Origin of the sequence: Marinifilum breve, assembly GCF_003202155.1 — a bacterium.
Lineage (GTDB): Bacteria > Bacteroidota > Bacteroidia > Bacteroidales > Marinifilaceae > Marinifilum > Marinifilum breve.
In genome coordinates, this window is record NZ_QFLI01000007.1 from 190067 (window position 1) to 206539 (window position 16473).

The 16473-nt window shown below is 34.4% G+C and carries 12 protein-coding genes; 4 read left to right on the plus strand and 8 right to left on the minus strand.

Annotated features, from left to right (window positions below):
• Position 1: 1 nt before the first annotated feature.
• From DF185_RS15975 to folP, 8 genes are all read right to left on the minus strand, one after another.
• Positions 2-4777, minus strand: a complete 4776-nt coding sequence (locus DF185_RS15975) for a T9SS type B sorting domain-containing protein (protein WP_110361762.1) — start codon at positions 4775-4777, stop codon at positions 2-4.
• Between the two features lie 186 nt (positions 4778-4963).
• Positions 4964-5152: a helix-turn-helix domain-containing protein gene (locus DF185_RS15980; protein ID WP_054720643.1), complete on the minus strand. Its 189-nt coding sequence runs from the start codon at positions 5150-5152 to the stop codon at positions 4964-4966.
• A 153-nt stretch (positions 5153-5305) separates the two neighbouring features.
• Positions 5306-5731 carry a hypothetical protein gene (locus tag DF185_RS15985; RefSeq protein WP_110361764.1) on the minus strand — a complete coding sequence of 142 codons (426 nt, stop codon included), beginning with the start codon at positions 5729-5731 and terminating at the stop codon, positions 5306-5308.
• Positions 5732-6078: 347 nt separating this feature from the next.
• Positions 6079-7467 (minus strand): sigma-54-dependent transcriptional regulator, encoded by a 1389-nt coding sequence (locus DF185_RS15990; protein ID WP_110361765.1) that lies wholly within the window; start codon positions 7465-7467, stop codon positions 6079-6081.
• 36 nt (positions 7468-7503) lie between these two features.
• Entirely contained in the window at positions 7504-9945 is a 2442-nt protein-coding gene (locus DF185_RS15995) for a response regulator (protein ID WP_110361766.1), read from the minus strand.
• 218 nt (positions 9946-10163) lie between these two features.
• Positions 10164-11018, minus strand: a complete 855-nt coding sequence (locus tag DF185_RS16000; RefSeq protein ID WP_110361767.1) for a TIGR01777 family oxidoreductase — start codon at positions 11016-11018, stop codon at positions 10164-10166.
• A 54-nt stretch (positions 11019-11072) separates the two neighbouring features.
• Positions 11073-11864, minus strand: a complete 792-nt coding sequence (gene cdaA, locus DF185_RS16005) for a diadenylate cyclase CdaA (RefSeq protein ID WP_110361768.1) — start codon at positions 11862-11864, stop codon at positions 11073-11075.
• Positions 11865-11916: 52 nt separating this feature from the next.
• Complete coding sequence (folP, locus tag DF185_RS16010; protein ID WP_110361769.1) at positions 11917-12750, minus strand: dihydropteroate synthase; 834 nt, start codon at positions 12748-12750, stop codon at positions 11917-11919.
• A gap of 140 nt (positions 12751-12890) precedes the next feature.
• Here folP and DF185_RS16015 point away from each other — a divergent pair, with 140 nt between their 5' ends.
• The 4 genes from DF185_RS16015 to prmA all read left to right on the plus strand — a co-directional run bounded on the left by DF185_RS16015 (position 12891) and on the right by prmA (position 16393).
• Positions 12891-13433 (plus strand): DUF1599 domain-containing protein, encoded by a 543-nt coding sequence (locus DF185_RS16015; RefSeq protein ID WP_110361770.1) that lies wholly within the window; start codon positions 12891-12893, stop codon positions 13431-13433.
• A 16-nt stretch (positions 13434-13449) separates the two neighbouring features.
• Positions 13450-14688 carry a BT_3928 family protein gene (locus DF185_RS16020; RefSeq protein WP_110361771.1) on the plus strand — a complete coding sequence of 413 codons (1239 nt, stop codon included), beginning with the start codon at positions 13450-13452 and terminating at the stop codon, positions 14686-14688.
• A gap of 8 nt (positions 14689-14696) precedes the next feature.
• Complete coding sequence (gene tpiA / locus DF185_RS16025; RefSeq protein WP_110361838.1) at positions 14697-15452, plus strand: triose-phosphate isomerase; 756 nt, start codon at positions 14697-14699, stop codon at positions 15450-15452.
• A 104-nt stretch (positions 15453-15556) separates the two neighbouring features.
• On the plus strand, positions 15557-16393 hold the full coding sequence (gene prmA, locus DF185_RS16030; protein WP_110361772.1) for a 50S ribosomal protein L11 methyltransferase: 837 nt from the start codon (positions 15557-15559) through the stop codon (positions 16391-16393).
• Positions 16394-16473: the final 80 nt, after the last annotated feature.

Sequence of the window (16473 nt, forward strand, 5' to 3'; positions counted from 1 at the left end):
CTTACCTTATTAAAGAAACGGAGCCATCTTGTTTTGACTTCCCATTAATAATAAGAGTCCATACATAAACTCCAGTATTTACGGGTTTCCCTTTATAAGTTCCATCCCATCCTTCTCCTAAATCAGTAAATTCATAAATCATTTCTCCCCAACGATTATAGATGTACATTTCTATTTCTTCTCCTATAATGTCTCCAGTTATTACGGGACCAAATGTATCGTTCAACCCATCGCCATTAGGCGTAAATGCATTAGGGACAAAAATTCTATATCGATCTACATATACCATTATATCATCTTCACCCACACATCCATTGAAATCTGTAAACACCAATGTATATTTCCCCTCCTCTGTTACTATATAGGTGGATGAGGTTGTTCCATCTTGCCACAAATAAGTACCTGGTAAAAATCTTATTTCAATTGCAGGAGCTAAAACTTTACTTTCTGTATAGAAGATAGTTGTATCCGCGCCTAAATCAAAAATAGGTTTATCATTAACCGTAAAACTAACTGTGGATGTATTTTCACACATACCATCAGTAACCTGAGTATATAAAACCAAGTTATTGCTGATTTGATTTGATAAAGGAGTGTTCACAGCATCAGATAAATCTACATCCTGAAACCACGATATAATTGAACCTACACCAGATATCCTTTGATCTAAATCAGACAAATTATAATTATCAACCACTCCTCCTCCAGCTTCATCCTCACACAATTCAATCATCAGATCATTAGCTACAGGTAACGGATTTACGAAAAAGTTTAATCTTGCAGTATTTTCACAGCTATTACTATTAGTTACCAATGCATAATAAGCACTTTGATCACTTACTATTTGATTAGATGGATCATTTACTGGTATGGTTAAACGATCATCCTCATACCACTGAATCATAGCATTTGGGTCCTGACTTAACGAACTTTCAAAATCAGTAAGGTTAACATTTCCAATGACTGAACTTCCAAATGTTTCTTCACACAGATTTTCTGTTACTGTTGTAGTTTCAGGCAAAGCTGTAATTGTAAAATCGAGTTCTCCAAAACTTTCACAAGTTCCGTCCCAAACACGGGCATAAAAAATATCCCCATCGGAAATCTGCACATTACCAGGATTCACAATCGCATTTGTAAATGAATCATCGGCATACCATACCAAAGATATACCAGGACTTGAACTGATATTACTTTCATAAATTCTTAGGTCTTCACCATTAACAACTCCTGTATTAAAACTATCTTCACAAAGAACTACAGAATGATTCTGAGCCTGAGGTAATGGATTAATCGTAAAATCTATTTGCCCTACATTGCTTTCTACTCCAAAACTAACTCTCACAAAGAAATCGTCACCATTACTTACACTTACATCTGATGGATTCGGCACAGGAAGTGTTAAAGCTGAATCGAAAAACCATTCTTTTACTGTTCCAGGGTCATTATTTACAGCAGTTTCTAGTCGAGTCAAATCATAACCGGTGACTATTCCTGATCCTTGAGTATCTTCACAAAGTTGAATTTGCAGATCATTGGCTTCTGGTAACTGCCTAACATTAAATGTAACACTTCCATTATTTGAGCAATTAGCATCTTGCACCAAAGCATAAAAAACATCATTATCAACAACGCTTACATTATCAGGCGTCAAAACTGCATTCGTTAATCCTACATCTGTATACCAGGTAACTGTAGAAGTACTTCCTCCACTGATATTGGAATTGTAATTCAATAGATTTATTCCGGTTGTAAGCCCCGTTCCGAAACTATCTTCCCAAACATCTATAACAATATCCAATGCCGTTGGTAAAGCTCTTACTATATAAGTTACTACAGCAACATTCGTATTTAAACCATCATCAACAGCTGCAAAGTATCTCACACCATTTGTAGCATTGACATTTGTTGGATCAGCAATAGGGTTTGTTGGCAATCCATTGGGCTCTGTTGGCCAATCAAAAAACCAAGTAAATGCATCACCATTTCCTTCATTAATTTGATTTTCAAGCAAGCTTAAATCTACAAATGCACTACCACTTCCTGCAACATCTTCACAAACTTCAGGAAAAACATCCCTGGCAACAGGAGTATTTAACACTGAAAATTGCACTGTAGCTACATTTGAACAGCTTACATTGGAAACCAAAACATAGAAAATATCACCATCTGTCACATCCTGTGCACTTGGATTCGGAACCAAATTGCTCAAAGCAGAATCGAGATACCACTCCACATTTACAGATTGTCCTCCAGTTATGGCACTATTATGCGTTGTTAAATCAACAGCTGTCGCCGTCATTGATCCCGGAACATCTTCAAACTCCGTAATGTTTTGGTCATTTGCAATCGGCAATGGCAACACCGAGTAGGTAACAACAGCAGTATTAGACTCACCTCCACTTTCTACTAAAACATGAAACTGCTGTCCATCAGTAACAGCAGCATTTGTAGGCTCAGCTACCAAGACTGTAAATCCATCATCATCATACCAGGTTACAGTGCTTGTTGTTCCTCCATTAATAGCACCATTCAAGTCTGTTAAATTTATATTTGAAGCAACACCACTACCTGCTACATCTTCACAAACACTAACATTCTGATCATTCGCTATAGGCGATGAACGCACAATAAACTCAACACTTCCGCGATTTGTACAGTTACCATTATCGATAAATGCATAAAAAACATCACCATCACTAACTGTAATATTTCCAGGACTAGAAACCAAATTCACAAATGCTGCATCTTCATACCATACAACTGGACTTCCATTAGAGACAGTACTATCATAAGAAGTCAGGTCAACACCTGATGCCGTTCCACTTCCAAAAGTATCTTCCCATAACTGAATTGTTATGTCATTGCCCTCTGGCAAACTTTCAACAGTATACGTTACTGTAGCAACACTTGCCCCTGTTGAAGTAGACACCTCAGCATAAAAAACTTCTCCGTTGGAAACAGTTCTATCAGTAGGATTGGTAACTGGGTTAGTTAACCCAACATCATGAAACCAAGTAACGGGCAATGCATTGCCATTTGTAATTGCATTATCAAGTTGAGTTAAATCTATATTCGAAGTAATTCCAGAATTATAATTATCCTCACAAACTACAGGGTTTTGATCTACAGCCTGAGGCAAAGCATTCACTGTTACGGTTACTACCGCTACATCAATACAATTTCCATCATCTACTTGCACCCAAAATTGCTGACCATTTGTGGCACTTACATTAGTAGGATCGGGAACTACAGTTGCTAAACCACCATCAGAGTACCATACATAAGTAATACCTGCACCTCCGTTTATAGCTGATTGAAGTGCGGTAAGATCAATTCCTGAAGCTACGCCACCACCAATCACATCTTCCCACACTGACATAGTTTGATCATTAGCCGTTGGTAATGTATTTATAACAATGGACTGTGTCACATTATCAGTGCCACCTGAAATTAAATTTACTTCTAGATTAACATCGTAAGTACCTGCGGCAGGAAAAACATGAGTTACGGTAAACGGACTTACATTACTTGTCAGTGTAGTTCCATCTCCAAAATCCCAGGTTGCACTAGCAATATTGGTTAAATCAGAAGTAATTGTAAATTCTGTATCATCTCCTTCGCAGTCGAATTGATATGCAAATTCCAGACTAAAAATACTGGTAACAAAATTGGGCAGGCCTAACCAACATCTTCTTCCTGACAAATTTTTCGAATCTGCCGCAAAATTACTTCCTGCTCCAGCAACATCTGGATTGTTAATCACATCCAAATTTAAACTCCCACTTGTTGCTGAATTATTTGTTTTCGCTAAATATATTCTATTATCCGGTGCCAATTGCAATGCACCATAATACCATGCTCCGCTTCCTAACAGCTGTGCTGAGCCATTAATAGTAGCCTGATTATTGGATGAAATATTAAATTGATACAGTTCTCCTAGTGTATACAAACTCACATACAAAAATTCACCTGATGGAGAAAATTCCACACCATAAGGAGAAGTATAACTACTAATCTGTATTGGATTTAATACTTGTCCGGTAGAAGAATTAAAATCAAATAATTCCACCATGTTTTCTGTATAAATTGCAACAGCAAGCTTGCTCCCATTTGGTGAAGTTTTCATATAACCAATAGAAGATCTTCTGTCAGAATTATGAACTATACCTACGGAACTAGTAACGGCAGCTGACAAACCTGCTGCACTTAATTGATAAGCTAAAAACCGTCTATTCCCCCACTCATGAGTAAGCACCCAAAAATCCGTGCCATTTGCATGTTTTACTGCAGTAACTTTTTCACAAACTTCATTCCTAAACACCACAACGTTTTTGGTCGTAACTTGTCCCAAGCCACCATTCATTGACATATCCACAATCGAATATCTCAAGCCATTTCTTAAAGCATTTTGATGAGCATCAACAGTAAAAATGTAATACAATACACTACTACCTGGTTGCTGCACAATAATAGAAGATTGAGTTGCAGAAACATTTCCATCCAATCCATTTCCATTTGCCATTACAGCGTGATTTTTATTATACACCGTAATTCCATCAGTATAGAATAAAAGATCGCCTTGAGCATTGCAAACAGTTGCACATCCCTCTTCAGTATCTAATGCACCATCAGTTAATGGTGCCGCAGGGTCAATATTAAAATTCAAACCTGCATTTTCGCCAAAATACCATACCCCGGCACGTCCTTGGGCAAGTATTTTAGAAAAAGAAGAAAGTACTAAAACTACAACTACTATATATGTCTTTAGCTTCATAAAACAAATTTAAAAGCTTGTTTACTTTTGCTTAAACTTTGATTATCTTTTACTTACATTCAATTTACAAAATAATAGTCATCATAACACAACAAAAACCAATTAAAAAAAATCAGGTAATAATTTCAATATTTCGAAGCTATTCCTGATTTTTAATATTAGTTAAACGACTATGACTAAAAAAAATTAGCTTAGTCCTAAGTAATCAAATAGTTTTGATTTAACATTAGCAGTTAGAGGTCTCTTTCCGTTAAGAATGTATGACAAGTAAACATCTGTTATTCCAATAATTTTAGCTACTTTTTTCTTCTTGTCATCAAGAATTCTAAGTCTCTCTTTAATTCTTACCAAATCGTCTTGAACTTCTTGTGTCATAACTGTTGTTTTAAAATGAATAGAATTGAGTAATAAGGTTTGTTTCTTTCTTTTAACTGGATGGGAAGTAAGCAAATTGCCTACTCCCACACCAAGCTAATTTTCTGCAAATTTTAACCAAATCATGGTTAGGTTTTAAAGTGAATAGAGCAATTAGTTCGGACTATAATCTAATCCTGAACCAATAGCTTTTTTAAGGTCAAACAATCTTAATTGCTTCTGCAACAGATCGTAATTTGTATATAAAGTTTTACGGTTTCCAATTTTTGAACTCTGTTCCTCTCGATCAACAGTAATAACAACTTTTGTTTTCTTAAAATTATCATTAATGTATTTTAGCATTTCTAAATTAGATAATGCTTTAAGAGGAATAATTACCAGATCAATAGATGTATGATTAAGAATAACTTCAGTTTCCAATGGATCATCAGCAAAATAAGCCTGTGCATCCAAACTGTGAATATATTCTTTCAATTCACCTATTAGCGATCTATTCTCTTTTATAAATAAAATATTCATTGTCTTTCCTGATGAAGGAAGAATTTTAAAACTATCACCTTCCAATATTAAAACACCCATATCAATTAGATATTAGAACGTGTCTTTACATTCAATTAAAATACCAAAATATCTATCATATTGATTATGTGGATACTAACACTCTTGCAACTTATTTTTAAGGCATTAGCAAATATCCACATTCGGATACAAATGTTTAAGAATAGTAAAACAGAATACTAAAAGCCTGCTATTCTAGCACATACATTTTTTTCAATAGTTTTATCCAATTTCGGACATCAAATTTTAATTCATACCAGTGCTTTTATGAATAGCTTGATTTTATTGATTTTACAATTTAAGACTGTTTTAAAAAAATGGATATATCCGAAAATGGATGTAAAAAAAATCTGGAATAATCCAGATTTTCACTTTTCTATTTTGTATTTTTTGATTCGCCGATCCAATGATTGCCAGGTGATATTTAATAAATCTGCAGCCTTAGATTTATTATAATTCGAACGCTCTAAAGCCTTTAGAATACAGTTCTTTTCCACCAATTCCAAATCTAAAATTTCTTCAGAAGGATAATGGTAATGATCAGAATAATTTTCCTTAATATCATTTAGTTGAAAATTAGACAATCCAAGTTTATTGGTATCGCAAATAATAACTGCTCTTTCAACCATATTTTTCAACTCCCTCACATTTCCAGGAAACTCATAGGCTAATAATTTTCTAACAACTGCTTCATCCACTTCATTTATATTTTTAGCCATTATCCTATTAAAATACTTCACAAAATAATCTAATAACAAAGGAATATCTTCCTTTCTATTACGTAACGGCTCTAAATGAATTACAAAAGAACTTATCCTATGATACAAATCTAATCGAAAACCCTTTTCATTACTTAGCTCTTCTAAATTTTGGTTGGTTGCTGCAATAATTCGTGTATCAAAAGGAATTTCAATATTAGAACCTACTTTTCTAATCTTTCGGTCTTCAAGAACACGTAAAAACTTTGTTTGTAGATTTAACTGCATATCTCCAATCTCATCCAAAAAAAGTGTTCCTTTATTTGCTGCCTCAAACCAGCCTGTTTTGGTATCAGAAGCACCCGTAAAGGCACCTTTGGTATGTCCAAAAAATTCACTTTCGAACAAGGTTTCAGGAATCGCACTACAATTCACCGCATAAAAACAGTTTTCTTTCCTACTGCTTAAATAATGAATTGCCCTGGCCACCAACTCTTTACCAGTGCCACTTTCTCCTGTTATTAAAACCGAGGTATTCTCTGTTTTAGCGACCTTACCAATTAAATTTATAAGGTTCTTCATGTGGCGACTTTCCCCTACAATTTCGTAGCCCATCGCCTCATAAAATTCTTTCGATATAATTGAATAGTTTCGTTTTACTTCCTGCAAACTCTTATTCAGATTCACAAATTTCTTTGTTCGCTCAATAGAATGTTCAACATCTCTCAAGCGGAATGGTTTCGTGAAAAAATCGGAAGCCCCAAGTCTCATAGAATGAATTACCGAATCCATTTCACTATAACCACTAATCATGATGACTTCAATCTCGGAATGTTCTTTCTTTATCTTCTCAAGAACCTCCAAACCACTCATTTCAGGTAAATTAACGTCAACAATTGCAATATGCACCTCATTACGGTTCATAATCTCAAAAGCTTCAGAAGGGGTACTGGCTTTAAAAATTTGAAAATTTGGATCAATAAGAAACTCACTCAGTTCATCACGAACCAATTGTTCATCATCCAAAATCAGAATTCTAAGATTACTAACTGAAATCATAGGGGTTGTATAGTGTTAACTTTCCTTAAAATATACCTATTTTTTCTCTATCATTTGTTCAAATGGGAAAATTAATTTCATTTCGGTGTACTGATTTTTCTTACTACGAACTTTAATTTCTCCATTCATTTTCTGTACAATATTCTTACTTACATACAAGCTCAGACCTGAATTCGTTTTCTCTTGTTTTGTAGAATAAAAAGGCTCAAAAATGGAATTTAAATTCCTTGGATCGATTCCTTCTCCAAAATCTTTAATCGACACAACCACCTCATTTTCTATAAGTTTTGTCTTTACTTGAATTTTATCTTCCATACTTTCATTGGAATTGCTTCTTTTCAGCTTTTCACCTATTGATTCGTATGAATTATTCAATATATCGACAATAACTTTCTGTAGTTTGTACTTGTTTCCACATATATAAAGCGAATCAGGATCAACTTTTAATTGAATATCAACATTAGAGTTTTTGTATTGCTTTTTCATTAAATTGACAGCATCCTGTACAACATTATTTACATCAACCGAAGCATCGCAACTTTCATTTTGTGATGAATTAAAAATACTAATCTGAGACAGGTAAGTTTTAATCCTATCAATATCCTTAAATACCTGCTGACACTTTTCTTCTATGTAATCTTTATCAATTATATCTTTCGACAACCTCAATAGAATATTGTCTACAATCATGGATATTCCAGAAAGAGGTTGATTGATTTCATTAACTACACTACTTGCCATTTTACCCAAAGATTCAAGTTCTGACTTTTGAGTTAGCAATTGATTTTGATACTCATTAACCAATAGTTCATGATTAATTTTATTCTGCATTTCAATCGCATTCCTTTCTAGCTCTTCTTCATGACCTTTTAAATCTGAAATCACAGACTGATATTTATCTTCAATAATTCCTTCATCATTGAACTGAGGCAATTCATTCATTAATAAACGAATGCGACGATCATTATATAAAAAGGCAATAAGAATTACTTTTTTCAAGTTTCCTTTTTGGGATTGAATGTTAAAAACATCAAAAACAAAATCTTTCTTCTTTTCTGTGAAATTTAACAACTCTTCCGCTTTATCTATAAAAGCTGATGGTATAAATTTAAAGAAACTTATACCTGTTGTTTTACTCAGATCATTACATTCCAATATCTTACAACCCAAATCATTGATGTATACGATTTCATTGTTTTCATTCAACTCGATAAATGCTTTGTCGTGATAATCTTCCCTCTCAAAACCAAGACTATTTTTCAAAGTCGTCTCCATTTCAACATCTTCAGTCACATCCCAAGCAACCCCGGTATAAATAAGCACTTCCAATTTGGAATTATACTCAACATTTATTTCAAGATGAATATGTCTTATTTTTTGCTCCTGGGTTATGATTCTATGCTTTAATTCAAGTTTCTGATTTTCTTTTGTATCAATTTTTAATACCTCATCAAAGGCCAACAAATCCTCAGGATGAAACTTCTCTTTTATACACTCTAAAACACTATCAATCTCCTTATCAGAGATTTCATAAATGCGATAAAACTCTGTTGAACCTCGAAGTATTTTTGTATAAGAATCCCATTCAAAACTCCCAACTCGTGTCAATTTCTGAATCTTTCGGATCATTAATTCCTTCTTAATTAAAGAATCCTTCAGGAGCTTTTTATCTGAAACATCTCTACCAACAATATGATAGTACATTTCATTAAATTCCATTTGCTTAAAAACGGTCCATTCTATCCATTTTTGCTCCAATAGGTGATTCTTAATCGGCTTTTCTAAAATAATTGACTGACTCTTACCATTCATTTGTTTAATGGCTACCGATATTTGATCTGAAAGTTCACTATTAATATCTGCAACTGAATTAATAGAAACTCCATCTAAGGAGTAGTTAAAGAAATCTGTAAATGCTCTATTTGCAAACTCTATCTTAAGTGAATTGTTAATTTTAAGAATCAACTCACTCTGTCCCTCAATAATTGTTCTGTAATTGCTTGCAAGATTTTTAAGCCTATTTTCAAAAAGCTCTTTATCTCTTAATACAAGATTCAACTTCACATTTTGATCCTCCTTCTGTTTTCTATTTTTATACAGATCCAAGAAGATATTTACCTTGTTTTTTAAAATTGCTGAGTTAAAAGGTTTCATGATAAAATCTACACAACCACAATCGTAACCTCTTTGTTCACTTTCTTTATCGAGATAAAATGCGGTTATATAAATAATCGGAGTTTCTGTATTCTTTATTCCAGATCGGATTTTCTCTGCAAGAGCAAATCCATCCATTTGCGGCATTTGAATATCAAGAAGAATTAAGGCATACTCTTTCTCTTCAATTTTTCGGATGGCATCTAATGGAGATTGAATCAACTCTAGTTTTGCGTCTAATTTTCCCAATACCGCACCTATTAGATCCAAATTCTCCAATCTATCATCCACAATCAATACTTCCGGAGTAAAATTAAATCCCATACGCTACTGATTAATCTTAACTAAAACCATTTACAGAAAAAAAGCCCCAATGTTGGGCACCTCTTTAATTATTCTATAATTCTTTGTTTAATCAAAATTAAAACGAATGTACCTAAAAATCAATGCTATTGTGATTAACCACTCTTAAAACTCCTTGAGACGTACAAAAATCTTGGTCAACTATCCGAAAACGGTTATTAAGTTTTTCAACTAACTCCCTAAATAAGAGCTCGAAGAGCTTGTTCAAGGGTTAAGCATTTATACTCAAACCCCTCTTTTTTCAGGCGATTCGGAAGGATATCTTGTCCATTTAACAGAACAGTAGAAGCTTCACCAAGTAATAATCTCAAAATGAATGATGGAATATGACAAAAAGCAGGGCGTTTTAATATTTTTGCCATCATTTTTGTGAAATCAGCATTATTGACATTTTCAGGAGCAACCAAGTTGTATATTCCTTTTGATTTTTCACTAATCACAAAACCATATACTTTTATCAAATCATCAATATGAATAAACGGAAACTGTTGCTTACCAGATCCCAAACGACCGCCAATGCCTAGTTTAAAAAACGGCAATGATTTTTGAATGATTCCTCCTTGTTTACTTAAAACCACTCCCAATCTGAATATTGAAGTTGCTACATCTAGTTTTTGCATTTCCATTGCAGCCTGTTCCCATTCAATACAAACTTTGCCTAAAAAATCATGAGAATATGATTTACTTTCCTCTGAATGCTCATTGAGATTATTATATATTCCAACAGCCGATGTACAAATAAATTGATCAGGCTTATTTTTCAAGAAAGCAACTGCTTTGCACAAATTTTTAGTCGTTTCCACACGACTATCACGAAGTATTTTTTTCCTATTTTTAGTCCATCTGGAAAGAATCGAGGCGCCAGAAAGATGAATAATTACATTTACACCATCAAGAAGTTTAGCCAAAGATTTCGCGTCTCCATACAATCTTTCTCTGGGAATCTTTATAATTTCCGCACCCAATTCAGCTTGCAAATAATCACACAAGTGTGAACCAACCAATCCATTACTTCCTGATATGGCAATTTTCATACTTTTCGATTTTAAATGTTTTCAGGCAATCATAAGGATTTATGATGAATTGATTCAAACGATAAATCCAGAGTAATCTCCTGCTAAAAATTTCTTCAAATCGGCACCAGTAATTCGCACTTTAATATTTCCACCCATAACATATGAGATATTCCCTGTTTCTTCAGAAACTGTTATCACATGTGAATCGGTTGCCTGACTCATTCCAATGGCCGCACGATGTCGTAAGCCCAAACTTCCGGGAATATTAGTACTATCTGTAACCGGCAAAATACAGCGAGCAGCAAGAATTCTATTATTGGCAATGATTACTGCTCCATCATGCAAAGGAGAATTTTTAAAAAATATCGCCTCTAACAATGTTCCGGAAACTCTTGAATTTACAATCTTTCCTGTATCGGCGTAAGCCTGTAAGTCGGAATTTTTCGCAATTACAATTAAAGCTCCTGTTTTTGATTTAGACATGTGTTCACATGCTGTAACAATAGAGGCAATTTCCTGTTCTTGAAAACCAACCTCATCCTTTGTAAACCAATTCTCTAAACTAAATTTCTGGTTTACATTATATTTAGATCCAAGAATAAGTAAGAACCGTCTAATTTCCTGCTGAAAAACAATAATCAATGCAATCACCCCAACTCCAATAAATTGTCCGAGAATACTACTCAGCAATTCCATGTTTAGAGCACGTACAAGCAGCCACATAAGATAAAACAAGAATAATCCTACGAAAATATTAATGGCAACTGTACCGCGAATCAGAAGGTAAACTTGATACAAAAGAAAGGCTACCAAAAGAATATCCAAAATATCGAAAAGCCCAAGAGTGATAAAAGCAGTGATCATTATATATTAAATTCGGTCTATTAACAAAATTACAATTTTATCTGAAAATTTATTATTTCAATTGTGATTTGATCATATTATGCAGTTTTACGCATTCAACAGCTTCTTTTACGTCATGCACACGTAAAAGATTTGCTCCATTCTCCAAGCACATCATGTTTAATGCTGTAGTTCCATTTAAACTTGAATCTGGCGTACCTCCAAGATATTTATAAATCATCGATTTTCTTGACAAAGCTGCTAGGATTGGAAGTTTAAAACCTGAAAACTCATTCAAGCGAGCTACAATTTCGTAATTGTGTTCCAATGTTTTTCCAAATCCAAAACCAGGATCAAGAATCACATCCTTCACCCCGCAATCGGTAAGCTTTACAATTCTCTCCTCAAAAAAAGTCTTAATCTCTCCAATTAAGTTCTCATAAGAAGGATTTTTCTGCATAGTTTGCGGTGTTCCTTTAATATGCATCATGATGTAAGGAACTTGAAGTTCTCCCATGGTTTCAAACATCTTCTCATCCATGGTTCCTCCAGAAATATCATTGATAATGCAATCACCAAATTCATTTACAATTCTCTTAGCAATGTTTGATCTAAAAGTATCAATTGATAAAATTGCATTAGGAAACTCTTTTCTAATTGTCTTTACAGCCGGAGTCATTCTGTTGTACTCTTCTGCTTCGCTAACATCATCAGCACCAGGTCGCGTAGAAAATGCTCCAATATCAATTATATCTGCACCTTCCGATAGAATTTTCTCTGCTCGGTTCAAAATAGTTTTCTCCTCAGTATAACTTCCTCCATCATAAAATGAGTCGGGAGTGATATTTAAAATCCCCATTACCAAAGGAGTTTCAAAATTTATTGAGTGATTACCACACTTAATCATAGGAATATCGCTGTTAAAACAATTAGTTTTTTAATTTTGCATAAGCAATTTGAGTGATCAAATACCCAAGCAAAAGTAAAATAAAATACCATGGCTTTGCCTTATTTAGTACTTTTACGGGAAAATTTCTAAAATAAACTATGAATAACACAGACCAACAGTACAATCATATTATTGAAATCTGTACAGATATCTTCACAAAGAAAATGCAAGATTACGGAACTGCTTGGAGAATTCTTCGCCCAAGTTCCATGACTGATCAAATCTACATCAAAGCACAACGTATCAGAAGCATTGAAACCAAAGGAACAAGCAAAATAGAAGACGATATCCGCTCAGAATTTATTGGTATTGTGAACTATGCAATTATGGGAATCATTCAGTTAGAGCTAGGAACTTCTGATGAAGAAATGGACCATGAAAAAGCATTGGAATTGTATCAGAAATACTTTAAGGAAGCAAAAGAATTGATGGAAGCGAAAAACCACGATTACGATGAAGCCTGGAGAAGTATGAGAGTAAGTTCTTTCACCGATTTAATTTTAATGAAGATTAATCGCACAAAACAAATTGAAGACAACCAGGGAAAGACCATTATTTCGGAAGGAATTGATGCCAATTACTTTGATATGATTAATTATTCGGTTTTTGGTCTAATTAAAATTGAATTCGAAAACGCCTAAATAAATCCAAAATCAAATGAGTTTAATTCGATTTTTCAGCCGCCTGATTGTTGGTTTAATTTTCATTTTCAGCGGATTTGTAAAAGCTGTGGATCCAATGGGGTCTACCTATAAGTTCACCGATTATTTTACTGCATTTGGATTAGATGCACTTACTTCGCTTGCATTCCCTTTAGCAATTCTTTTATCAACACTAGAATTTGCCGTTGGTATGGCACTAATCTTCAATGCTAGAAAGCAACTTTCTGCATGGGGTGCCATGATTTTCATGGGCATTTTCACGCCACTAACTTTGGTTTTGGCTATTACCAACCCGGTTACCGATTGCGGTTGCTTTGGCGATGCTTTAATTCTTAGCAATTGGGAAACATTTGGTAAAAATGTAATTATACTTGCATTAACACTGATTTTGTTTCTAAGCAGAAAACAAAAAGAGAAATCATATCCTTTATGGGAACAAAACGTGCTTGTTGCCTTTTCTATTGTTTTCTCAATTTGGATTTCAGTACACTCATATAAGCATTTACCAATTATCGATTTCAGACCCTATCATATTGGTGCCAATATCAGCGATGGTATGATTATTCCAGAAGGTGCTCCTGCTGACGAATACAAGAGCATTCTGAAATATGAAAAAGATGGTGTGGTAAAGGAATTCGACGAAAACAATTATCCTTGGCAGGATAGCACGTGGGTATTTGTTGACTCTGAACAAATTAAAATCAAAGAAGGATATACTCCTCCTATTCATGACTTTTCGATTTCAAATGATATTGATGGAGACATAACCGATCAGGTATTACACGATGAGAATTACACATTCATTTTAGTTTCAAAAGAAATTGATAAACTGAATGAGAAAAGTCTTCCTAAAATTAAGGATCTGTCAATGTATGCTCTGGAAAAAGGATACTCCTTCATTGCATTAACAGCATCAGGAACTCAAGAATGTGAAGATTTTAAAACAAATCATGAATTGCCAATTGAATTTTACAATACAGATGAAATTCAATTGAAAACAATTGTCAGATCAAATCCAGGACTTGTTCTAATTAAAAATGGAACTATTCTGGACAAATGGCATTATAATGATTTCCCCGCTGTTGAAGTACTAAAAGGTGATTTAGCAGCCTATTCAATTTCAAAACATCAAAAATTAAATATCAAACTAGTATTTATTAGTATTACTTCAACTTTGCTGTTGTTAATCTGCTTATTCTTGTTGATTAGCAGAAGATCAAGAGCAAGAAAATGATTACAATTATGAGAAGAAAAATTGTTGCAGGAAACTGGAAAATGAACAATACTCTTGAAGAGGGTATTGAGTTGGCTGGACAAATCAATGATCTTGTTGAAAACACCGAGATCAATGATGTAGATGTTGTTATCGGTACTCCTTTTATTCACCTTACTGAAGTGAATAAAGTTGTTGGTGAGAAAATTGGGGTTGCTGCACAAAACTGTGCTGACGAAAAAAGCGGTGCTTACACTGGCGAAATCTCAGCTTCTATGATCAAATCAACTGGAAGCAAATATGTAATCCTTGGTCACTCAGAAAGAAGAACATATTACGGAGAAACCAACGAAATTTTGGTTAAAAAAGTAAACCTAACTCTTGAAAATGGCCTAGCTCCAATTTTCTGTATTGGTGAGGTTTTGGAAGAACGCGAAGCTGAAAAACACTTCGAAGTTGTGAAAAGTCAAATCGCAGAAGGTTTGTTCCACTTGTCAGCTGAAGAATTCGGAAAAGTTGTATTGGCTTACGAACCAGTTTGGGCAATCGGTACAGGTGTAACTGCTTCTTCTGATCAAGCTCAGGAAATGCACGCTTTCATCCGTAAAACTTTAGTAGAGCAATACGGTGAAGAAGTTGCAAACAACACTTCTATTCTTTACGGTGGTAGCTGTAAGCCTTCTAACGCAAAAGAATTGTTCGAAAACGAAGATGTAGATGGTGGTTTAATCGGTGGTGCTTCTTTGAAAGCAGAAGACTTCATGGGAATCATTACTGCATTCTAAGAACAGAATAGCATAAAATAAAGGCCGATACAAGCAGTGTCGGCTTTTGTTTTTTCTGCGCTTAAAGCATACCTTGCAACAACAAAAACAAACTAATAAAACAGATGGACTATATAGAACTAAAATGCCAGATAACTCCTTTTGATGAAGACATTGCAGACATTCTGATTGCAGAACTTGGAGAGATCGATTTCGAGAGCTTTACACAAACTGACGATACCGTTGAAGCTTTTATTCAGGCTCCACTTTTCGATATGCAAAGAGTGGAGGAATTAACGGTAAATCTTCTTCCAAATCATAGCATCTCTTATTCACATCAAACCATTGAATCGCAAGATTGGAATGCTGTTTGGGAATCGAATTTTCAACCAGTAATCATTTCCGATCAGGTGGTTATCCGTGCATCATTCCATACCGATACACCAAGGGTTCCTTACGATATCGTAATTGATCCTAAAATGTCATTCGGTACAGGTCACCACTCTACTACTTCATTGATGGTGCAAACCATACTTGAAACAGAAATTGAAGGCAAAAGAGTGTTGGATATGGGGTGTGGAACCAGTTTATTGGCCATTTTAGCATCGAAAAGAAATGCCGTGAGAGTTGATGCCATTGACATTGATGAGTGGCCATACAAAAACTCACTGGAAAATATCAAGAACAACAAAGCCAAGAACATTTCTGTATTCCTGGGTGATGCAGCTTTATTGGAAGGCAAAACCTACGATGTAGTATTAGCCAACATCAACCGTAACATTTTGGTGAACGACATGAAACATTACATAGCTTGTTTACCTGAAAAAGGCGAATTGATTATGAGTGGTTTTTACACGGAAGATTTGCCACATATTCAAAAAGAAGCCGAAGAAAATGGATTAAAATACATCAGTCACAAAGTAGATAACAACTGGGTGGCAGTGAAATACACCAAGGCTTAAGTTTAAAAGGTTAAAGTATAAAGGAGTAAAGGGAAAAGTATTTGTGCGCCAATATTTTTCCTTTCTCTTAATAATTGTCC